This window comes from Enterobacter sp. 200527-13 (assembly GCF_027924865.1).
Lineage (GTDB): Bacteria > Pseudomonadota > Gammaproteobacteria > Enterobacterales > Enterobacteriaceae > Enterobacter > Enterobacter ludwigii.
On sequence record NZ_BSCM01000001.1, the window covers coordinates 153,593 to 172,832 of the forward strand.

At 55.4% G+C, this 19,240-nt stretch carries 22 protein-coding genes and 1 other RNA gene; 13 read left to right on the forward strand and 10 right to left on the reverse strand.

The window, feature by feature from the left end; genetic code table 11:
• Nucleotides 1-150: 150 nt before the first annotated feature.
• A complete protein-coding gene (glnK, locus tag QMG44_RS00735; protein WP_008503304.1) occupies nt 151-489 on the forward strand; it encodes a P-II family nitrogen regulator in 339 nt (112 codons plus the stop codon).
• Between the two features lie 35 nt (nt 490-524).
• Nucleotides 525-1,811: an ammonium transporter AmtB gene (amtB, locus tag QMG44_RS00740; protein ID WP_020885201.1), complete on the forward strand. Its 1,287-nt coding sequence runs from the start codon at nt 525-527 to the stop codon at nt 1,809-1,811.
• Nucleotides 1,812-1,886: 75 nt separating this feature from the next.
• Here amtB and tesB read toward each other — a convergent pair whose 3' ends face one another.
• A complete protein-coding gene (gene tesB / locus QMG44_RS00745) occupies nt 1,887-2,747 on the reverse strand; it encodes an acyl-CoA thioesterase II (RefSeq protein ID WP_047744132.1) in 861 nt (286 codons plus the stop codon).
• Nucleotides 2,748-2,950: 203 nt separating this feature from the next.
• On the opposite strand from tesB, the gene QMG44_RS00750 reads away from it, so the two are divergent.
• A complete protein-coding gene (locus tag QMG44_RS00750) occupies nt 2,951-3,478 on the forward strand; it encodes a YbaY family lipoprotein (RefSeq protein ID WP_014168885.1) in 528 nt (175 codons plus the stop codon).
• Between the two features lie 30 nt (nt 3,479-3,508).
• On the opposite strand, the gene QMG44_RS00755 is transcribed toward QMG44_RS00750, so the two are convergent.
• Nucleotides 3,509-3,820: an MGMT family protein gene (locus QMG44_RS00755; RefSeq protein WP_025204849.1), complete on the reverse strand. Its 312-nt coding sequence runs from the start codon at nt 3,818-3,820 to the stop codon at nt 3,509-3,511.
• Between the two features lie 170 nt (nt 3,821-3,990).
• Here QMG44_RS00755 and ffs point away from each other — a divergent pair.
• The 3 genes from ffs (at nt 3,991) to QMG44_RS00770 (ending at nt 4,818) form a co-directional block, all read left to right on the forward strand.
• Nucleotides 3,991-4,087: signal recognition particle sRNA small type (gene ffs, locus QMG44_RS00760), an RNA gene on the forward strand.
• Nucleotides 4,088-4,354: 267 nt separating this feature from the next.
• Nucleotides 4,355-4,606 carry a hypothetical protein gene (locus QMG44_RS00765; RefSeq protein ID WP_020885198.1) on the forward strand — a complete coding sequence of 84 codons (252 nt, stop codon included), beginning with the start codon at nt 4,355-4,357 and terminating at the stop codon, nt 4,604-4,606.
• A complete protein-coding gene (locus QMG44_RS00770) occupies nt 4,603-4,818 on the forward strand; it encodes a hypothetical protein (protein WP_014168888.1) in 216 nt (71 codons plus the stop codon). Before QMG44_RS00765 ends, QMG44_RS00770 begins: the two co-directional genes overlap by 4 nt.
• Nucleotides 4,819-4,898: 80 nt before the next feature.
• Here QMG44_RS00770 and QMG44_RS00775 read toward each other — a convergent pair whose 3' ends face one another.
• The gene (locus QMG44_RS00775; RefSeq protein ID WP_025204848.1) at nt 4,899-6,320 is read right to left on the reverse strand and encodes a PLP-dependent aminotransferase family protein; all 1,422 of its coding nucleotides are present in this window, start codon (nt 6,318-6,320) and stop codon (nt 4,899-4,901) included.
• An 87-nt stretch (nt 6,321-6,407) separates the two neighbouring features.
• On the opposite strand from QMG44_RS00775, the gene QMG44_RS00780 reads away from it, so the two are divergent.
• The 3 genes from QMG44_RS00780 to QMG44_RS00790 all read left to right on the forward strand — a co-directional run bounded on the left by QMG44_RS00780 (nt 6,408) and on the right by QMG44_RS00790 (nt 11,364).
• Nucleotides 6,408-7,019 carry a YitT family protein gene (locus tag QMG44_RS00780; RefSeq protein ID WP_014168890.1) on the forward strand — a complete coding sequence of 204 codons (612 nt, stop codon included), beginning with the start codon at nt 6,408-6,410 and terminating at the stop codon, nt 7,017-7,019.
• Nucleotides 7,020-7,097: 78 nt separating this feature from the next.
• Nucleotides 7,098-8,168, forward strand: coding sequence for a LacI family DNA-binding transcriptional regulator (locus QMG44_RS00785; protein ID WP_086532873.1), 1,071 nt, complete (start codon nt 7,098-7,100; stop codon nt 8,166-8,168).
• A gap of 103 nt (nt 8,169-8,271) precedes the next feature.
• A complete protein-coding gene (locus QMG44_RS00790; RefSeq protein WP_086532872.1) occupies nt 8,272-11,364 on the forward strand; it encodes a beta-galactosidase in 3,093 nt (1,030 codons plus the stop codon).
• Between the two features lie 33 nt (nt 11,365-11,397).
• Here the strand turns inward: QMG44_RS00790 and QMG44_RS00795 are convergent, their stop codons facing one another.
• On the reverse strand, nt 11,398-12,237 hold the full coding sequence (locus QMG44_RS00795) for a nickel/cobalt efflux protein RcnA (protein ID WP_063215169.1): 840 nt from the start codon (nt 12,235-12,237) through the stop codon (nt 11,398-11,400).
• Nucleotides 12,238-12,391: 154 nt separating this feature from the next.
• Between QMG44_RS00795 and QMG44_RS00800 the strand changes: the two genes are divergently transcribed.
• Nucleotides 12,392-12,664, forward strand: a complete 273-nt coding sequence (locus QMG44_RS00800) for a metal/formaldehyde-sensitive transcriptional repressor (RefSeq protein WP_020885193.1) — start codon at nt 12,392-12,394, stop codon at nt 12,662-12,664.
• Here QMG44_RS00800 and QMG44_RS00805 read toward each other — a convergent pair.
• Nucleotides 12,657-14,222, reverse strand: coding sequence for an EAL domain-containing protein (locus QMG44_RS00805; RefSeq protein WP_086532871.1), 1,566 nt, complete (start codon nt 14,220-14,222; stop codon nt 12,657-12,659). The two genes, QMG44_RS00800 and QMG44_RS00805, sit on opposite strands and share 8 nt — an antisense overlap.
• 208 nt (nt 14,223-14,430) lie before the next feature.
• On the opposite strand from QMG44_RS00805, the gene QMG44_RS00810 reads away from it, so the two are divergent.
• On the forward strand, nt 14,431-14,691 hold the full coding sequence (locus QMG44_RS00810) for a type B 50S ribosomal protein L31 (protein ID WP_010428154.1): 261 nt from the start codon (nt 14,431-14,433) through the stop codon (nt 14,689-14,691).
• A 2-nt stretch (nt 14,692-14,693) separates the two neighbouring features.
• A complete protein-coding gene (gene ykgO / locus QMG44_RS00815) occupies nt 14,694-14,834 on the forward strand; it encodes a type B 50S ribosomal protein L36 (RefSeq protein WP_003859006.1) in 141 nt (46 codons plus the stop codon).
• Here the strand turns inward: ykgO and QMG44_RS00820 are convergent.
• Nucleotides 14,831-15,541, reverse strand: a complete 711-nt coding sequence (locus QMG44_RS00820; RefSeq protein WP_014168897.1) for a GNAT family N-acetyltransferase — start codon at nt 15,539-15,541, stop codon at nt 14,831-14,833. The two genes, ykgO and QMG44_RS00820, sit on opposite strands and share 4 nt — an antisense overlap.
• Before the next feature lie 100 nt (nt 15,542-15,641).
• Here QMG44_RS00820 and QMG44_RS00825 point away from each other — a divergent pair, with 100 nt between their 5' ends.
• Nucleotides 15,642-17,102 (forward strand): PLP-dependent aminotransferase family protein, encoded by a 1,461-nt coding sequence (locus tag QMG44_RS00825; protein ID WP_086532870.1) that lies wholly within the window; start codon nt 15,642-15,644, stop codon nt 17,100-17,102.
• Here QMG44_RS00825 and QMG44_RS00830 read toward each other — a convergent pair.
• The 4 genes from QMG44_RS00830 to tomB all read right to left on the reverse strand — a co-directional run bounded on the left by QMG44_RS00830 (nt 17,074) and on the right by tomB (nt 19,040).
• Entirely contained in the window at nt 17,074-17,541 is a 468-nt protein-coding gene (locus tag QMG44_RS00830) for a YlaC family protein (protein WP_020885189.1), read from the reverse strand. The two genes, QMG44_RS00825 and QMG44_RS00830, sit on opposite strands and share 29 nt — an antisense overlap.
• A gap of 117 nt (nt 17,542-17,658) precedes the next feature.
• A complete protein-coding gene (maa, locus tag QMG44_RS00835) occupies nt 17,659-18,210 on the reverse strand; it encodes a maltose O-acetyltransferase (protein ID WP_020885188.1) in 552 nt (183 codons plus the stop codon).
• Nucleotides 18,211-18,419: 209 nt separating this feature from the next.
• On the reverse strand, nt 18,420-18,638 hold the full coding sequence (locus QMG44_RS00840; RefSeq protein ID WP_014168902.1) for an HHA domain-containing protein: 219 nt from the start codon (nt 18,636-18,638) through the stop codon (nt 18,420-18,422).
• A gap of 27 nt (nt 18,639-18,665) precedes the next feature.
• A complete protein-coding gene (gene tomB / locus QMG44_RS00845; protein WP_020885187.1) occupies nt 18,666-19,040 on the reverse strand; it encodes an Hha toxicity modulator TomB in 375 nt (124 codons plus the stop codon).
• Between the last annotated feature and the right edge of the window lie 200 nt (nt 19,041-19,240).

The following is a 19,240-nucleotide window of genomic DNA, read 5'->3' on the forward strand; positions in this document are numbered from 1 at the left end:
TGGTGCGTTTTTTTTCACCGGTTCGTTAAACAAGCTCGTGTAATGCTCATTGCAGCGCGTTTCCCTCAGGTTTTCATTTCTGGCACACCCCTTGCAATGTCTTCTGCGTATTAGCGGCGGCCATTACCGAATTCTGACTGGAGGGGATCTATGAAGCTGGTTACGGTTGTAATCAAACCATTCAAACTCGAAGACGTGCGTGAAGCATTGTCTTCCATGGGTATTCAGGGACTGACTGTCACCGAAGTGAAAGGCTTTGGTCGTCAGAAGGGTCATGCCGAGCTTTACCGCGGGGCAGAATACAGCGTTAACTTCCTGCCAAAAGTAAAAATTGATGTCGCGATTGCTGATGACCAGCTTGATGAAGTTATTGATGTCATTAGCAAAGCGGCCTACACCGGCAAAATTGGCGACGGCAAAATTTTCGTTGCCGAATTGCAGCGCGTCATTCGCATCCGTACCGGCGAATCTGACGAAGCGGCACTGTAAGTAACTCCTGGCACACAGTGATAGGGATCGAGAAAATGAAGATAGCAACAATCAAAACGGGTCTGGGTTCGCTGGCACTGCTGCCGGGCCTGGCACTGGCTGCCCCTGCGGTGGCAGACAAAGCCGATAACGCCTTTATGATGATCAGCACCGCGCTGGTGCTGTTCATGTCCATTCCGGGCATTGCGCTGTTCTACGGCGGCCTGATCCGTGGCAAAAACGTTCTCTCCATGCTGACGCAGGTTGCCGTCACGTTCGCGCTGGTTTGCGTGTTGTGGGTTGTCTACGGTTACTCTCTGGCCTTCGGCACGGGCAATGCGTTCTTCGGAAACTTTGACTGGGTCATGCTGAAAAACATCGAACTGACCGCGCTGATGGGCAGTTTCTATCAATATATTCACGTTGCCTTCCAGGGCTCGTTCGCCTGTATCACCGTCGGGCTGATCGTCGGGGCGCTGGCTGAGCGTATTCGCTTCTCCGCAGTCCTGATCTTCGTGGTGGTCTGGCTGACGCTCTCCTATGTGCCGATTGCGCACATGGTCTGGGGTGGCGGTCTGCTGGCGAGCCATGGCGCGCTGGACTTCGCAGGCGGTACCGTTGTACACATCAACGCCGCGGTGGCGGGCCTGGTAGGAGCATACCTGATTGGCAAACGCGTGGGCTTCGGTAAAGAAGCGTTCAAACCGCACAACCTGCCGATGGTCTTTACCGGTACAGCGATCCTTTACTTTGGCTGGTTCGGCTTCAACGCCGGTTCAGCAAGCGCAGCAAACGAAATCGCCGCGCTGGCCTTCGTGAACACGGTTGTGGCAACGGCGGGTGCGATCCTCTCATGGGTATTTGGTGAATGGGCGGTACGCGGTAAGCCTTCGCTGCTGGGTGCCTGTTCAGGTGCAATTGCCGGTCTGGTTGGTATCACGCCAGCTTGTGGCTACGTCGGTGTTGGCGGCGCGCTGCTTGTCGGGCTGGTGGCCGGTCTGGCGGGTCTGTGGGGTGTGACGGCGCTGAAACGTGTTCTGCGCGTCGATGACCCGTGCGATGTCTTCGGTGTACACGGCGTCTGCGGCATCGTCGGTTGTATCATGACCGGTATCTTCGCGGCGAAATCGCTGGGCGGCGTGGGTTACGCAGAAGGCGTCACCATGGTTCACCAGGTGCTGGTGCAGCTGGAAAGTATCGCCATCACCGTCGTGTGGTCTGCCGTTGTGGCCTTCATCGGCTATAAGCTGGCGGATATGACCGTCGGTCTGCGTGTTCCGGAAGAGCAGGAACGCGAAGGTCTGGACGTCAACAGCCACGGCGAGAATGCGTACAACGCCTGATAAGCAAAACGGCAACCCAGGGTTGCCGTTTTCGTTTTGTTCCCTCTCCCGTCGGGAGAGGGCCGCAGTACAACATCACCCGCGGTTACGCATTACCCCTTCCTGCACCGTCGACGCGACCAGCACGCCATCCTGAGTGTAAAACTCACCGCGCACAAAGCCGCGCGCGCTTGACGCCGAAGTACTCTCCACGCTGTAGAGCAGCCACTCGTTCATGTCGAACGGACGATGGAACCACATGGAGTGATCGATGGTGGCCACCTGCATCCCTTTTTCAAGGAAGCCCACGCCGTGCGGCTGCAGCGCCACCGGCAGGAAGTTGAAATCTGAGGCATAACCCAGCAGATACTGATGAACGCGGAAATCCGCGGGTACGGTACCGTTAGCGCGGATCCAGACCTGGCGCTTCGGCTCGGCCGTGTGGCCTTTCATCGGGTTATGGAATTCGACAGGGCGGATCTCAAGCGGTTTATCGCAGAGAAACTTCTCCTTTACCTGCGGTGGAAGCAGATGCGCCAGCGCACGGGCGATATCGGTCTCGGATTTGAGTTCGTCTGGCGACGGCGCGGGTGGCATCGTTTTCTGATGCTCATAACCCGGTTCCGGCGCCTGGAACGAGGCGGTCATGTAAAAGATAGGCTTGCCATTCTGAACCGCCGCGACACGACGCGCGCTAAAGCTGTTGCCATCCCGCAATACCTCAACGTCATACACGATGGGTTTCGCGCTATCACCAGGGCGTAAGAAGTAGCTGTGAAATGAGTGCACCAGACGGTCTGCAGGGACGGTCTCCTTTGCTGCGTAGAGCGCTTGTCCTACGACTTGCCCGCCGAAGACCTGGCGTAAGCCGAGATCTTCGCTCTGTCCGCGAAAGAGTCCTTCCTCAATTTTTTCCAGATTCAGTAATGTCAGCAGATTGTTCAGTGCCTGACTCATAGTTGTCCTCAATAAACGCCGTAGCGAAAGATAGGCAGAGTATAACGCAGAAATGAAAGTGGTCCGATGGGTAGAATAATCTGAATATCTGGACGATTTTAGGCATAAATCAGTGATCTGTGCCAAACTTACCTGTGTTATGTGATTGAAACGACATCGGATGGGATCGATCCCGCTGGTGCATTGATGATAAGGAGACTTCAATGAAACTCGTGCCCATGCTAAGTGGTGTAGCAATTGCGGTGGCGTTGTCCGCCTGTGCAGGAAAGAGCGCCCAGGTGCCGGTGCCAGCAGCAGATCCAAACGGGATTAATACACTCTCACAGCAGTCCATTCAGCAGCCTAACGTTTCCGGGACTATCTGGATTAAACAGAAAGTCGCGTTACCGCCAGATGCGGTATTAACGGTAACCCTGTCTGATGCTTCCCTGGCAGACGCGCCGTCTAAAGTATTGGCCCAGCGTGCCGTGCGTACGGAAGGTAAGCAGGCACCGTTTAGCTTCGTGTTGCCGTATAACCCATCAGACGTGCAGCCTAATGCCCGTATCCTCCTGAGCGCAGCAGTAACGATCAACGATAAACTGGTGTTTATCACCGATACGGTGCAGGAAGCGATTAACCACGGCGGGACAAAAGTTGACCTGAACCTGGTTCCGGTACAGCAAACCGAAGTGCCGGTTGCGCCACAGACTAACCAACCGTCTCTGCCAACCCCTCCGACTCAGATGTAACGCTTTAAACCCTCTCCTTCGGGAGAGGGTTTAATACACCCAGCGGTACTTTTGCAAATCAATCTGTCCTGACCCCGACACCTGCACCCCTTCTGACAGTAACGCCTGACGCTGGCGCTGCAGATCCGGCCCGGTCAACGAGATCGCCCCATGACGATTTACCACCCGATGCCAGGGCAGGGTACTTCCTTCCGGCAACCTTTTCAGTACGCCACCGACCTGCCGCGCCGCACGCGGAGAACCGGCCAGACGCGCTACGTCGCCATAGGTGGTGACATAACCTTCCGGCACAGAGGCCACAATTTGCCATACGCGTTGTGGAAAGGAGTCATGTTCGTCCATACGTCTACCTGTGGGGAATGTCTGGACAGTCATGTTAAACGAAGATAAACCCAATTGCTGCGCCAGTTTGCGCAAGAAACCAGCATCCAGTTGCAGGTCGCTTGCAATTGGCGGTAAGCACAGGGATAATGCGCCAGCGCGTTGGTTATCAACGCTCTCAATGGGGGCTCTGTTGGTTCTCCCGCAACGCTACTCTGTTCACCAGGTCAGGTCCGGAAGGAAGCAGCCAGGGCAGACGACGTGTGTGCCGGGATGTAGCTGGCAGGGCCCCCACCCATTTCTGCTCTCACCAGCACTCTCCCTGTTTCTCTTCGCTTCGAATAGCCTTTAATCCACAACGTTATTAGGACTTTACTGACGCATGTAATATATATTTCATTGCATTGAAATATTACTGTCATAAACCTGTAATAATAGACTGTCATTTTAATATCGGATGTCTTTTTTCTGTCATAACTTAAAAATATATATCTGGATAACATTGGTAAGTTCGTGTATTAAATAAAATACTTATTCCGAAGGGAAGTGACAAACATGGCTACTGCGGTGTTAAACGTTAAGATTGATCAAGCGCTAAAAGAAAGACTTCGCCACTATGCTGAAGTTAATAACGAGAATTTAAGCGTGACGACAGAGAAACTGCTGCTGCTGGCATTCGAAGCGGTAGAAGAGGCGGGAGTATCGGAAGAGGATATTGATAACCAGCATACGGAAGAAGAGAGTGTTTCTCCATTTACTCCTAAAGAAATCAAGGCTCTACGTAAAATTCTTAAGAAGAGAAAATGAAACAACAACTGTCAACTGCCAGTGACTACAACGAGGCCTGCGATCTGTTGCGTTCAGGCTACGTGAAGCATGTACGTCTTGGCTGGAATGTAGGAAGTGATGAGTTCTTTCGTATTGCGTCTGACTGGTGTGATACCGGCGCAAAAATAAAGAAAGACGGTGAAAATTTCGTTATTTCACTGAAAGGTTTTCCTATTCCTCCTCAGCACTAAATCTTGAATGGTGAAAACTGCTGACTGTATCTGTGACAGTCAGCAGTTTTTATTTTATGATCCACTTCAAATTTTTTATATCAAACCAGACTTCTTTTTATTGATGGCACGTTTTTATTCAGGGCGAGCCACAAGGGTTTTATTCTCAGTAACGCCTGTTCAAGCTCAGCCGGATCGAGTGAAAAGGGCATACGTAAATACCGATCAAACGCACCCGATAAACCAAACCGCGTGCCGGTCCCCAGGTTGATTCCCAGTATCTCTGCGCGTGCAGCAAGCTGTGTTGCCAGCATCCCCGGCAGTTCAATCCAGTAGGAAAGCCCGCCTTCCGCTTCATGGAATGTCCATTCAGGGAAGTGCTCGCGCAACAGCGCGCCGCATTGGTCTCGTCGTTCCGCCAGCATCTTCCGGCGAGCAGGCAAAAACGTTTCGCTGTTATTGATAAGCCACAGCGTCGCCAGCTGTTCGAGCATGGGCGATCCTAAATCCAGTGTATCCCGCGTCTGGGCAAGCGTAGCGATGGTGCGCGAGGAGGCACGGATCCAGCCAAGACGAAGGCCGCCCCAGAAACTTTTTCCGGCAGAGCCTAACGTTATCACGGTGGCCTGTGGGTTAAATGACGCCAGCGGCGGCGGCGGGGGCGAGTCAAACCACAGATCCACCATCGTTTCATCTACTACCAGCGTCGTGCGGGTTTGCGCAGCAATCTCGGTGATTGCCTGACGGGTGGGAATATCCATGCATCGCCCGGTAGGGTTATGAAAATCGGGCATCAGGTATGCCAGGCGCGGCGCTGTCTGGGCAAGCGTTGCGGCAAACCCATGGGTATCCCAGCCCGTTTCCGGCAGCGACACGCCCACTGGACGGCACTGCGCTCCCTGAATAGCGGCGATCGCCAGCGGGTAAGTGGGATGATCGACCACGACGCGATCCCCCGGACCGGTCATCATCCGCAGGACCAGCGCAAAACCGCTGACCGCGCCATTGACCACCATCACCTCGTCTGTCCGGGTCGGAAGCCCCCGCGCGGTATAGCGTGCGGCGATGGCTTCCCGCAGCGCCGGCAACCCAAGCTGATCGTAACCCGTAAGCGAGAGATGTTGCGTAATGGCCGTGAGCGCATGGGTATAGGCCTGGTGGATCTCAGGCCCGGCATTGAGCGCCGCGGTGGAGAGATCCAGCGCGGCACTGGCTGCTGAAAGGGTCGGCACGGCGCGTGTGTCGGGCAGGATCACGCGTGAACCGCTGCCGTGGCGGCTTTCAAGATAACCTTCCTCACGCAGATGGGCGAGTGCGCTGCTGATGGTGGTCCGGCTCACATCCAGCGCAGTGGCCAGCTCCCGCTCGCCGGGTAGACGGGTGTTAAGCGCCAGTCGGCCATCAAGAATTAACAGGCGTAACGCATCCGCCAGCTGACGCCAGAGCGGGGTCCGGGACGAGGTTTGTTGCCAATGGCCTAACAGGCGTACCAATGACTGGCTTCCGAAGCGGCGAGATGACATGTGCAGTCCACTATTTGAAAACTGGACATTAATCATAATGCCATTTTCGCTCAAGATGAAAGCCTGGTTCACTGGAGAAGATAAAAAATGGTACGTCGTCTGCTACAACTGTATGTCGGTTTAGGGCTGTATGGGCTTTCAACCACGATGTTTATTCGTTCGGATCTGGGGCTCGACCCGTGGGACGTCTTCCACCTGGGCGTGGCAATCCAGCTGGGGTTGAGCATTGGGATGGTGATTATTTTAACCGGTGCGGCGGTACTCCTGCTGTGGATCCCACTGCGTCAGATGCCTGGTCTGGGAACCCTCAGTAACGTGATTATTATTGGCCTGGCGGCAGATGCCTCCATGGCCCTGATCCCCGAGGTGACCTCGCTGCCCCTGCGTATCGCGCTGCTGGTGGCCGGAATTGTCGTGAACGCGATAGCCACCGGTATGTATATCGGTGCCGGTTTCGGGGCGGGCCCGCGCGACGGTCTCATGACCGGGATCCATGCCCGTATGGGATGGTCCATCCGCAGCGTGCGTACCTCGATTGAAGTGTCCGTGCTGCTGATTGGGTGCATGCTGGGCGGAACGTTCGGGATAGGCACCGTCGCGTATGCGCTGACCATTGGCCCGCTTATCCAGATCTGCTTGCCTCTGTTCCGTTATAAGCCGCGCGTTGAGAAGGCCCCCCAGCCGGAGCGGGTTGTTTAATTCTGCGAAGCGCTCACATGTTTTCATGGCGACGCTGTGTCAGAATAGTGGCCTTCGAATGACGCGATGCCAGAATGCATGAAAGCAATCACTCTCTATGATGTCGCCCTCCTTGCGGGGGTTTCTTATCAGACCGTTTCCCGTGTGATTAACGACGCGGAGCATGTCTCTGCCCGCACGCGGGAAAAGGTGCAGCAGGCGATGGCGGAACTGCACTACGTCCCCAATCTCAGGGCACAACAGCTGGCGGGTAAACGTACCCGTACGCTTGGTCTTATTACTACCGATCTGGCGCTGCACGCCCCTTCGCAAATTGTTTCGGCGGTAAAATCCCGGGCGGTTGAGCAGGGGGCGAGCGTGCTTATCTCAATGGTGGAACATCCACAGCAGTGCCAGTCTGCCCTTCAGGCGTTGCTGGCGCAGCGTGTGGAAGCTCTGCTGGTGAATGTGCCGCTGGAGGATCCTCATGCTGAAGCGCTGAAAGCCCTCGCATCGCCCATTCCGGTGCTGTTTCTGGATGTCTCGCCCTCGGCTCAGGTAAACAGTCTTGTGTTTAATGCAGAGCAGGGTGCTCGTCTCGGGATTGAGCATCTGCTTTCGCTGGGGCATGAGCGCATAGCGCTGCTGAGTGGACCGGAGAGCTCTGTCTCCGCCCGGGCACGTCTTGCAGGCTGGAACGCCACGCTGGCACAGGCCGGGCTTGAGGCTGTCGCGGTGGCGCACGGCGACTGGAGTGCGGCAAGCGGCTATGAGAAAGGACATTTGCTGTTATCTGCCGCGCAACTCCCGGATGCGATAGTGGTCGCGAACGACCAAATGGCGCTGGGGGTGATGCGTGCCTGTGCGGAAAAAGGGACCGCGATCCCGGGCCAGATGTCGGTTGTCGGGTTCGACGATACGGCAGACAGCGCCTGGTTTTCTCCCCCACTGACCACCATTCGCCAGGCTTTTCGCGAGGCCGGCGAGCGAAGCGTGGAGTGGCTGCTGGCGCCAGTTGAGGGTGACGCATGCTGGCAGGTTCAGCTTCCGGTGACGCTGGTGACCCGCCATTCTACCGCTCGCCACGATCCGCAGCAGATCGAACGCGAGGGTCTGGCACAGCAGCTCAGGAGCCTGGCGCTAGCGGCTGAGCAACTTGCCCGCCGGTAAGACTTTTGTGATCTGACTCGCTACCCCGCGATCCGATGCTTTACCGCACCCGGTAGCCAGGGCATGTTAGCTAAAATTGTGAGCGCTTCGCAAAGAGGTTAATATGTCCAACACTCCATCGCTGACCCTCAGCGCACTTCTGGCTCGTCGGGACTGGGAAAATCCCGGAGTCACCCAGTGGAACCGCCTGGCAGCACATGCACCCTTGCACAGCTGGCGTGATGAACACTCCGCCAGAGAAGACGGGGGAACCGTCAGCCGACGCCTCCTTAACGGGGAGTGGCGTTTTAGCTTCTTTCCTGCACCAGAGCAGGTTCCTTCGGTATGGGTCAGTGAAGATTGCGCCGATGCCGTGCTGATGCCCGTGCCCTCTAACTGGCAGATGCAGGGGTTCGACACGCCCATCTACACCAACGTGACCTATCCGATCCCCGTAAACCCACCGTTTGTGCCGCAAGAAAACCCAACAGGTTGTTACTCGCTCACATTTGAGATGGATGATGCCTGGCTGCAGAGCGGCCAAACCCGCATTATCTTCGATGGCGTGAATTCGGCGTTTCATCTGTGGTGTAACGGTCAGTGGATCGGTTATTCACAGGACAGCCGACTGCCCGCCGAATTCGATCTCTCAGTGGTACTGCGTCCTGGCCAGAACCGCCTTGCGGTCATGGTGTTGCGCTGGTGCGACGGGAGCTATCTGGAAGATCAGGATATGTGGCGCATGAGCGGGATTTTCCGCGATGTGTCGTTGCTGCATAAGCCAGAGACGCACATTGCCGATTATCAGGTTGTGACTGACCTGAATGCGGAGCGGGATCGCGCGGTGCTGAAGGTGGATCTCGCGCTCGCAGGCGCACAGTTTGCGGAGTGTGAGGTGGCGTTTACCCTGTGGCGCAACGGCGAAAAATGCGCCAGTGCCACCGGGCGGCCGGGCACTGCCGTTGTCGATGAGCGCGGCGGCTGGGCCGAGCGGCTAACGGTGACGCTCCCCGTTGAGGCGCCCGCTTTGTGGAGTGCGGAAACGCCGGAACTTTATCGCCTGACGATGACCCTTCTGAACGCGCAGGGTGAGGTGCTGGAAACGGAGGCCTGCGATGTGGGGTTCCGCCGCATAGAGATCAGCAATGGCCTGCTGAAGCTCAACGGTAAACCCCTGCTGATCCGCGGCGTTAACCGGCATGAACATCACCCGGAAAACGGCCAGGTGATGGATGAAGCGACGATGCGCCGCGATATCGAACTCATGAAGCAGCATAACTTCAACGCCGTGCGCTGCTCGCACTATCCGAACCATCCGCTGTGGTACACGCTTTGTGACCGCTACGGTTTGTATGTCGTCGACGAAGCCAATATTGAAACCCACGGCATGGTGCCGATGAGTCGCCTTGCTGACGATCCGCGCTGGCTCCCTGCCATGAGCGAACGCGTCACCCGCATGGTGCAGCGCGACCGCAATCATCCTTCGATTATCATCTGGTCGCTGGGGAATGAGTCCGGCCATGGCGCGAACCATGACGCACTGTATCGCTGGCTGAAAACCACCGATCCGACGCGTCCGGTGCAGTACGAAGGCGGTGGGGCGAATACGGCAGCGACCGATATCGTGTGCCCGATGTATGCCCGGGTCGATCAGGATCAGCCCTTCCCGGCGGTACCGAAATGGTCTGTTAAAAAATGGATCGGCATGCCGGATGAAACGCGTCCGCTTATTCTCTGTGAATACGCCCACGCGATGGGGAACAGCTTCGGTGGTTTTGCCAAATACTGGCAGGCGTTTCGCCGCCATCCTCGCCTGCAGGGGGGATTTGTCTGGGACTGGGTTGACCAGGCGCTGACCAGAAAAGACGACAATGGCACACCGTTCTGGGCCTACGGGGGAGATTTTGGCGACACGCCCAATGACCGCCAGTTCTGCCTTAACGGGCTGGTTTTTCCCGATCGCACACCGCATCCGGCGCTGTATGAAGCCCAGCGCGCTCAGCAGTTTTTCACCTTTACGCGGATAAGTACGTCTCCGCTGGTGATTGAAGTCCACAGCGATTACCTGTTCCGTCATACCGATAACGAGGTGCTGCGCTGGACCCTTGTCCGCGACGGCAACGTGCTGGCCAGAGGGGACGTGACGCTCTCCATTGCTCCCCAGGGCACACAGCGTCTGGACATCAACCTGCCAGCGCTGGCGCCTGAACCGGGTGACGTCTGGCTAAACGTTGAAGTGCATCAGCCGCGGGCGACGCCGTGGTCACCGGCAAACCATCGCTGCGCGTGGGAGCAGTGGCCGGTTCCGACGCCCCTGTATATCGCCCCGCCAGCGCCAGAAGGTGTACCCCCGGTGTTAACGCAAACTGGCGACGTGCTTGAGCTGGTGCATCAGCAGCAACGCTGGCAGTTCAACCGCGCGTCAGGACACCTGACGCAATGGTGGCGCAATGGCGCTGAAACGCTGCTCTCACCGCTGACGGATAACGTTAGCCGCGCACCGCTGGACAATGATATTGGCGTGAGCGAGGCCACGCGAATCGATCCGAATGCGTGGGTGGAGCGCTGGAAAGCGGCAGGCATGTATGAGCTCACCCCGCGATTACTGCACTGTGAAGGAGAGCAGCATGCAGCCGAGGCGGTGGTGAAAACCCTGCATGTCTGGGAGTATCGCGGTAAAGCGCTGTTCCTGAGCCGTAAAGTCTGGCGGGTGGACGATCGGGGCGTTTTGCATGGCGATATTCAGGTCGATATTGCGTCTGATATCCCGGAACCGGCACGCGTAGGCCTGAGTGTTCATCTTGCCGCAACGCCGGAAACGGTTCAGTGGCTGGGGCTTGGGCCACATGAAAACTACCCGGACAGAACGCTGGCGGCTCAGCAGGGGCGCTGGACATTACCGCTGGAAGCCATGCACACGCCTTACATCTTCCCGACAGAAAATGGTCTGCGCTGTGATACCCGTGAACTGCTGCTGGGCGCGCATCGGCTGAATGGCCTGTTTCATTTCTCCGTCAGCCGTTACAGCCAGCAGCAGTTGCATGAGACAACCCACCATCATCTGTTGCACGAGGAGCCGGGGTGTTGGCTTAACCTGGACGCGTTCCATATGGGCGTGGGCGGTGATGACTCGTGGAGCCCCAGCGTCTCGCCGGAATTTATTCTGCAGAAACGCCAGCTTCGCTATACCTTCAGCTGGCAGCAGAACCCTGACTGAGCAAAGAGGCGGCCACAGCAGTGGCCGCCTCGCTTACGCCAGGATACCGCTCAGGCCGTGCAGGCTCATGTAAATCCCGACCACAGTAATCAGGGCGGCGGAGATCCACGGTGCTTTTCGTGAAAACTCGCTGAAACCCGGCCAGCGTTTTGTCGCATGCTTAAGGCTCAGGGCGGCAATCGCACCGGAAGCGACCAGCGTTAACGCCAGACCAATACTGAAGCTGAATACCAGCGTTGCGCCGAGGGCAAAATGCTTCAGCTGCAGGCAGATGAGCAGGACCGTGATTGAGGCCGGGCAGGGGATAAGCCCTCCGGTCAGACCAAACAGTGCAATTTGTCCGGTGGTAACGTTCTGGCCGTTGAAGCGGCGGTTAATATCCTGCGCATGCGCGCGCTGGTGGGCGTCCTGCCACTCTTCTTCAACCAGTGGATGCCCATGGTCGTGATGATCATGATGGTGGTCATGGTCATGGTCATGATGATCATGATGATGGTCATGGTGATCGTGATGATGATGGTGATCGTGTGGCTGACTCTCCTTCCAGGTTCGCCAGGCCATCCACAGGGCGATCAGCACGATCAGTATCCCCGAGACCAGCTGGAACCAGGGCTCAGACGTATGCGCATCCCAGCCCCGGCCAAACCATAATCCTGCCATGGCAATGATCCAGACCACCGCCGTATGGGAAAGCGTTGCCGCCAGACCAAGCAACACCGCCTGTTTCAGCGTACCGCGAATAGCCACAATAAACGCGGCCATCATCGTTTTGGAGTGGCCCGGCTCCAGGCCATGCAGCGCGCCGAGGAGGATAGCGCTGGGTACAAACAGCCAGGCATTGCCCTGCTGCAGGAGTGAAGCAAAATCGTTCATGGAAAATTCCGGAGTGGAAAGCGTGTTCAGATACTACTCCCCCCCAGTAGTCTAATACTACCCCCCAGTAGTCTAATACTACCCCCCAGTAGAAAAATACTCAGGGGGAGTAGAGCATGATATGCTTTAAAAGCCATACGATGAGGAGACAGAGATGTCACATACGGTTCGCGACAAGAAGATGTTATTGACTCGCCTGAAGAAAATTCAGGGGCAAAGCGCTGCTCTGGAAAAAATGCTCAATAGCGACCACGAATGCGCCGACGTGTTACAACAGCTGGCGGCGATCCGCGGCGCGGTAAACGGCATGATGATGCAGGTGATCGAAGGTCATCTTACCGATCATGTGGTGAAAGAGCCTGAAGAAGCTCAGCGCGAAGCCGATCTTGGCGTCGTGTTACAGGTGATCAAATCCTATCTTAAGTAGGATGTGTTTTGAGGTTATCTTCCGCCCAAAGAATAAAGTCCGCTTTCGGCAACGCCTTGCTGTAGTACCAACCCTGCCCATACTGCACGCCGTGACGACGTAGCCAGGCGAGTTGCCCTTCGGTCTCCACGCCTTCCGCCACCATCGCCAGCTTCAGCGATTTTGCCATTTCAATAATGTGTGGCGTCACGTTTTTATATTCCAGTGCATCCACAAACGCTTTATCGATTTTTAGCGTGTCGACATCCAGATCCTGCAGGTAGCTCAGGCTGGAATAGCCCGTACCGAAATCATCAATATAGATTGCGTGGCCTGAATGACGAAAGGCGGCGATGGCCGGTGCGCTGATTTTAGGATCGGCAAAGCCGCGCTCGGTTAACTCAAGGGCGATCTGTTGCGGATGGACTTTCCACTTATTCATTAAGTGACTCAACAGTGGCGGGAGTTTTCCCGAGGTCAAATCGGCCGGCGCGAGGTTAATGGAAATATGCTGACCGGCGTGAAGGTGCAGCCAGTAGCCCATATCCTCAAACACCTTTTCAATGACCAAATGCGTCAGCTGCGAGATGAGCCCCGTTTGCTCAGCAAGCGGCACAAAAATATCCGGTGAAAGGCTGCTCCCGTCAGGCTGGGGCCAGCGGGTTAGCGCCTCTGCGCCCACAATCTTCCCGCTAGAGAGTTCAATAATGGGCTGGTAATGCACCACAAATTCCCGGTTATTGATGGCGTCAAGCAGGCGGTTGCGTGGCGACTGGATGCGACGCAGCAGTCGTAAAACAAAGAGTGCGGCAAGCAGGCTTATCAGTATGCCGAACGGCAGCCAGATGAGAAGTTGCTGGTGCCAGGTTTCAGCCAGCGGTTTTAACGCCGCCCAGGCGACCACCGTAAACCCCAGTTCAGGAACAGGCTTCATAATGTATATCGAGCCGTTGTACTGAATACGGGTGACGCCCTGCTCCTTAACCAGATTGCGGATATGCGGATCGAGCTTGCTGCTGCTGGCAAAAATGAGATGTGATTTGCTGCCCACCAGGGCGGCATCTGTGGCGATCTCACCGAAAGGGATCACATCGACAAGCGAGGCAGGATCGACCAGCACCAGATAGTGGCCCCGACCCAAAACCGCCATGTAGCGGCTAAAACCGAGATCGTTTTGCGTGGTGAGCCATGTGCCATAACCATCTTCCGTGATTCGCATGGGCGGCGGGAAAGGGGCCGACTGACTGGTTTGTTCCAGGGACGAGCAAAGGGGTTCAAGATTGTTGATATAAATAACTTCCTGAACATAACGCCATGAAAAAGCGACCCGCCGCATCTCCCTTAAATGCATAACGCTACAGGGGATCCCTTTAAAGGTCTGCAGGTTATTGAGCGCTTCCTTTGCATCATCCACCACCCTGGCGGTACGTATCAGCACGCGTGAGGCATAGCTATCCAGCGCATCGACAAACTTATCTTCCGCCTGGCGATGTGCCAGCCAGATGCTCAGGCTAATCGGAACCAGTACCGCAATGATAAGTACGCCGGTCACCAGACTGACCAGATGTCGGGTTTTCATGGTGCTGTTTCCTTCCTCTTATGCCCGCTCCTGGGCGCTGAAAAACCTGCCAGAGGAGAAAGATTTTACCGCTAAATGATAAAGTTATAGCACGCGCAGGTCATGATTTACGGCACAACAGAAAATATCGTCGGGGCAGAGGGGTTGTTTTTTCAGCAGGGGTTAGATATTATTTTGTTATGTTATAACAGAACATAAAGAGTTTACGATGAAACCAGATATCCACCCAGCCTATCGCACCGTGGTGTTCCACGACACCAGTGCTAATGAATACTTTAAAGTCGGCTCAACCATTAAGACCGACCGCGAAATTGAACTCGACGGTGAAACATATCCGTATATCACCATCGAGGTCTCTTCAAAATCGCACCCGTTCTACACCGGCAAGCAGAAAACGTTCTCGACGGATGGCAGTGCGGCGCGCTTCCGTAAGCGTTTCGGCGGCTTTCTTAATGCGAAGCGGGGATAACCATGCAGGTACTTAACTCATTGCGCAGTGCAAAACAGCGTCACCCGGATTGCCAGATAGTCAAACGCAAGGGACGCTTATACGTGATTTGCAAATCCAATCCGCGCTTTAAGGCGGTTCAGGGACGTAAGAAAAGACGCTAGACGCGTGCTTCGCGCCAGCTTTCCAGGGATCTTTTTTGGTTGCCATCGGCAGTAAAATTGTCGGTGGCAAGCCAGCCTTCAAAGGCACTCGCCAGCGCCGGCCACTCTTTGTCGAGAATCGAAAACCAGTCGGTATCCCGGTTATGACCTTTCGTGACCAGCGCCTGACGAAAACGCCCCTCAAACTGAAAGCCAAGACGCAGTGCCGCCTTGCGCGAAGGCGCGTTCAGGCTGTTGCACTTCCACTCGTATCGACGATACCCAAGGGTGTCGAACACGTATCGCATCAGCAGATATTGCGCTTCCGTCGACATCGGCGTGCGGCTGAGCAGCGGGGAGAAATGAACATGCCCCACCTCCACCACGCCGTTGGTTGGATCGATCCGCATCAGAGCCAGCGTGCCGACCGGAGACTGGGTCTGGTTGTCGATAACGCTAAAGTGAATCGGATCGGATAAGTCACGCACGCTCTCTACCCACCCTGCAAACGCCTCTGCGCTGGCATCCGGCTCACGCAACAGCCACGTCCAGCTGCGGGTATCTTCGGCCAGAGAATACGCGCTGAACAACGCCTCAGCGTGCTCCACCCGCAGCGGCTCAAGGCGACAATAGTGGCCCTGAAGCACCACACGTGAAGGGTGCTGGCGGGGTTGCCAGTCGATAAGTGCTTCGCCTACTGGCTGTCCAAACTCATTGAATGTTTTCATTTTACTGTCCGTGACGTTGATAAGAACGCCAGACTAGTGAATTACTGGTTCCTTAAAAAGTGCCACTCAGCTATGTTTTGGTGGTACCACGGGAGGCGAGATGAACATACCGGGCGATGAATTTTATACTTTGCTGAATGCCGCGTTGAAAGCGCGGGGGGAAGAGACGCTACAGCGCGCGCTGTATCATGCATTGCGTGAGGCGATACTGTGCGGCCGGCTACACGCCGGGAGCCGGCTTCCCGGTTCGCGAATGCTGGCTCAGCAGCTCTCGCTTTCACGGAATACCGTCAATGCGGCGCTGGAACAGCTGACGCTCGAAGGGTATCTGCTGCGTAACCGCCAGGGGACGCGGGTGGCGCAGCTGGCGCAGCGTACGCTCGTTCAGGCATTGCCGGACTCTGCCGTCGCGCTCGGCAGCCGGGTCGCCTCGCTGCCTGCGCCGGTGCCGCGTGATACCCCGGTTCCGGCATTTACGCCGGGAACACCGGCCATCAACTACTTTCCCCTGCCGCTGTGGCGGCGCTTGTACGACCGGGTTCTGCGCGAAGAGGGCAGCGCGCTGTTAGGGTATGGCGATCCTGCGGGGGAGCCGTCGCTGCGGGCGGCCATTGCCCGCCATCTTGCCCTCTCGCGCGGCATTGACTGCGATGCCAGTCAGATAGTGATGACCGAAGGCGCGCTTGAGGGGGTAAACCTTTGCACGATGCTGCTGAGCGAACCCGGCAGCGTCGCGTGGGTGGAAGATCCTGGCTATGGTGGGGCTAAAAGCGCCTTTGCCAAAGCGGGCTTAGTCATGACGGGGATGCCGGTTGATGACGAAGGCATGTTCTGGGAAGGGCTGAATACGCCGTCCCCTGCGCTTATTTTCACCTCACCTTCGCACCAGTTTCCGTACGGAAGCGTGCTCAGTGCGCGGCGACGCCTGGCGCTGCTGGATCTGGCCCGGCAGCATAACGCCTGGATTATTGAAGATGATTACGACAGCGAGTTTCGTTATTCCGGTGAGCCCGTGCCCGCAATGCTGGGAATGGTCAATAATGCGCCGGTTGTCTATCTCGGTACCTTCAGCAAAACCCTCTTTCCGTCGCTGAGAATGGGGTTCATGGTGTTACCCCCGGCGCTGGCAAACGCGGCCCGTCCGGCCATTGGCGCGCTGCTGCGTGGCGGGCATCGCGCCGAACAGCGAACCCTGGCGCTGTTTATTGAGGAAGGACATTATGCCCGCCACCTTGCCGCCATGCGCCGGCTCTACCGTAAGCGCTACCGACAGCTGCGTGAGGCGCTGAGTGCTGAGCTTCATACCCCGCATCGCATTCTGGCGGGTGAAGGGGGGATGCATCTGACGCTGGCAATAGACGGCATCGACGACCAAAAAGTGGTCGAGCAGGCGAGGGCGTTTCAGCTGGCACCCGCTGCACTGAGCGGGTATTACCTGGAGCCGAAGCAGGGGCAAACCGGTCTGGTGTTAGGTTACGGCAATACCTCTGCTTCTCAGTTTGTGTCGGGTATCCGACGCATACAGGCTTTAATCACACAGCAGCAGGACGGGAAAGGGTAAAGACATCATAAAAAGAGAGCTGACCTTTGGTGGATACCATCTTCTGCAGCTTCTCTTTTTGCACCGTTTCAACCGCGGGGGAGTGCATGATGCTTTCGATCAGCTCCGGCGGCACGTAACGCGTGTTGTACCATTCACCGTTATAGCAAACCCGGAAATCAAGGACGTCGATATCTTCGTAGCGGTAGCGGGGATTAACGTCAAAAAAGAAAAAGGCGTTAAACACCACAAACAGAATGACAAGCAGCCAGACGGAGTCCACCAGAGTTTCGGACTTCAGCATCACAATCAGTGTCGCCAGCCAGGCGGCATACATTGCGACAAACAGTCCAGGATGTTTGCGAATAAAGCTGATGCTAAAGCGTGGGCGATTGTCGCGCTTTTCGCGGTGATTAAGATCGTCGATGGTGGCAGTAAGCAGGCGCTGTATCTCGGTCATTTTTTGCCTTTATGAGAATTGACAATACAGGATGTCTGCCAATTTTAGGGGAGCCATTTGGCTGAAAAAAGTAACAGTCAGGCGCTAAAAGACCATAACAGTTGACTCCCCGTCACTTTACAGCCGTTTAATGATTGTTGCCGGATTTCCGCCGACGACGACATTCGCCGGGACGTCTTTCGTTACGATAGCGCCGGAGGCCACCACCACATTATCACCCAGCGTAACGCCCGGGTTAATAACCGCCCGTCCGCCAATCCAGACGTTGTTGCCGATGGTCACCGGCTTGCCAAACTCCACGCCGCTATTACGCGCGTCGGCGTCCAGCGGATGGGTTGCCGTGTAAATATGCACCCCTGGCGCGAGCATGCAGTTGTCGCCAATATGTATCGGGCAGACATCCAGCATCACGCAATCGAAATTGGCGTAAAATTCTTTGCCCAGATAAATGTTATATCCATAGTCACAGCGGAAGCTCGGCTCAATATAGGCCCCTTCGCTTTGCCCGAGGAGTTCCGCCAGAATGTTCTGGCGTTCGAGTTTCTCATCAGGTGCAGTGTGGTTATAACGGTGAACCAGGTGTCGGGCGCGTAATCGGTCGGCCCGTAATGTTTCATCACCAGGGCGGTAATGTTCACCTGCAATCATCTTCTGCTTTTCTATGCTCATTGGGAACCTCACTGGTCGTCTTTACCGTAGGGTAATCGGAACAGGATAACAGGGGAACGTTCCCGGAAAATCACTGTGACTATAATCACAATAATATTGCGGATGAGCACGTTTTACACGGAGACCTGCACTGGGGCAGGAGGGTATAGCCAGAAAGTTGAATACAGCTGAGAAAGTGGCGTAGAACCTCTACAGACACACTTCAAAGATTAACGGACAAATCTCCACACGGACGTTGGGATTTTGTCATACAGCTTATTCATGGTCAGTTCTGCAAGACGGTGGTCAGCCGCTGAATAAAATACCGCCAGTTCATTATCAGAAAGCTCGTATTTATTCTTTTCAATTACACGTTCAAGCGTGTCTATTGACTGGCAGCGTCGCAAACGCATCAAATAATCGATTTTTGTGAGTGGTTTTTCAGACATAAATTTACCTTACTAATTGTAATAATTTTAACAGGAAAGACTAACGGGGTTAGCTCTGCTCACGTTGATGAAGCAACGAAATAGTCGGTTGCCCGATTTACGCCATTTCTGCAAATCTTGCGCATTAATGCCGTAGCTGCTGAACAACATAAAGGTGTCATCCAGGTATTCATCAATTTGCTCAATCAGCTTATTATCTTCATTGTACTTAATTTTATAATTAAGTGCGAAGGTTGCAATATGCTCGATCAACTCGTTTAACTGTAAATTGATGGCAGACGTTGGGTCGTTTACCCAGCCATGGTTACTTTCATCAAGATTGGCAAGGCAGTCATGGTACAAGGATTCGCAGAGAAATTTCAACTGCGCGATATCATGCCTTTTTGGCGAGTACTCGTCCATAGCGCATCCCCTTCTGAGTGATTTCTTACTCACCGAACATCATGTCGGGATGGATACAACATACTTAGCCGCACGGGTGCTGTGTTCCTGATAACTCTAACTATAATCCACTCTGATCAAGATTTCACCGCGCTATTACGAAAAATTACAAATAAAAGCACTGACTGCGAGCCTTTACGCAAATGTGCCTTCAGCGCTAA

What these genes read in the sequence shown, in the direction of transcription:
- glnK (WP_008503304.1), top strand. Translation starts at nt 151, where the DNA reads ATGAAGCTGGTTACGGTTGTAATCAAACCATTCAAACTCGAAGACGTG.
- amtB (WP_020885201.1), top strand. Translation starts at nt 525, where the DNA reads ATGAAGATAGCAACAATCAAAACGGGTCTGGGTTCGCTGGCACTGCTG.
- tesB (WP_047744132.1), bottom strand. Translation starts at nt 2,747, where the DNA reads ATGAGTCAGGCACTGAACAATCTGCTGACATTACTGAATCTGGAAAAA.
- QMG44_RS00750 (WP_014168885.1), top strand. Translation starts at nt 2,951, where the DNA reads ATGAAACTCGTGCCCATGCTAAGTGGTGTAGCAATTGCGGTGGCGTTG.
- QMG44_RS00755 (WP_025204849.1), bottom strand. Translation starts at nt 3,820, where the DNA reads ATGGACGAACATGACTCCTTTCCACAACGCGTATGGCAAATTGTGGCC.
- QMG44_RS00765 (WP_020885198.1), top strand. Translation starts at nt 4,355, where the DNA reads ATGGCTACTGCGGTGTTAAACGTTAAGATTGATCAAGCGCTAAAAGAA.
- QMG44_RS00770 (WP_014168888.1), top strand. Translation starts at nt 4,603, where the DNA reads ATGAAACAACAACTGTCAACTGCCAGTGACTACAACGAGGCCTGCGAT.
- QMG44_RS00775 (WP_025204848.1), bottom strand. Translation starts at nt 6,320, where the DNA reads ATGTCATCTCGCCGCTTCGGAAGCCAGTCATTGGTACGCCTGTTAGGC.
- QMG44_RS00780 (WP_014168890.1), top strand. Translation starts at nt 6,408, where the DNA reads ATGGTACGTCGTCTGCTACAACTGTATGTCGGTTTAGGGCTGTATGGG.
- QMG44_RS00785 (WP_086532873.1), top strand. Translation starts at nt 7,098, where the DNA reads ATGAAAGCAATCACTCTCTATGATGTCGCCCTCCTTGCGGGGGTTTCT.
- QMG44_RS00790 (WP_086532872.1), top strand. Translation starts at nt 8,272, where the DNA reads ATGTCCAACACTCCATCGCTGACCCTCAGCGCACTTCTGGCTCGTCGG.
- QMG44_RS00795 (WP_063215169.1), bottom strand. Translation starts at nt 12,237, where the DNA reads ATGAACGATTTTGCTTCACTCCTGCAGCAGGGCAATGCCTGGCTGTTT.
- QMG44_RS00800 (WP_020885193.1), top strand. Translation starts at nt 12,392, where the DNA reads ATGTCACATACGGTTCGCGACAAGAAGATGTTATTGACTCGCCTGAAG.
- QMG44_RS00805 (WP_086532871.1), bottom strand. Translation starts at nt 14,222, where the DNA reads ATGAAAACCCGACATCTGGTCAGTCTGGTGACCGGCGTACTTATCATT.
- QMG44_RS00810 (WP_010428154.1), top strand. Translation starts at nt 14,431, where the DNA reads ATGAAACCAGATATCCACCCAGCCTATCGCACCGTGGTGTTCCACGAC.
- ykgO (WP_003859006.1), top strand. Translation starts at nt 14,694, where the DNA reads ATGCAGGTACTTAACTCATTGCGCAGTGCAAAACAGCGTCACCCGGAT.
- QMG44_RS00820 (WP_014168897.1), bottom strand. Translation starts at nt 15,541, where the DNA reads ATGAAAACATTCAATGAGTTTGGACAGCCAGTAGGCGAAGCACTTATC.
- QMG44_RS00825 (WP_086532870.1), top strand. Translation starts at nt 15,642, where the DNA reads ATGAACATACCGGGCGATGAATTTTATACTTTGCTGAATGCCGCGTTG.
- QMG44_RS00830 (WP_020885189.1), bottom strand. Translation starts at nt 17,541, where the DNA reads ATGACCGAGATACAGCGCCTGCTTACTGCCACCATCGACGATCTTAAT.
- maa (WP_020885188.1), bottom strand. Translation starts at nt 18,210, where the DNA reads ATGAGCATAGAAAAGCAGAAGATGATTGCAGGTGAACATTACCGCCCT.
- QMG44_RS00840 (WP_014168902.1), bottom strand. Translation starts at nt 18,638, where the DNA reads ATGTCTGAAAAACCACTCACAAAAATCGATTATTTGATGCGTTTGCGA.
- tomB (WP_020885187.1), bottom strand. Translation starts at nt 19,040, where the DNA reads ATGGACGAGTACTCGCCAAAAAGGCATGATATCGCGCAGTTGAAATTT.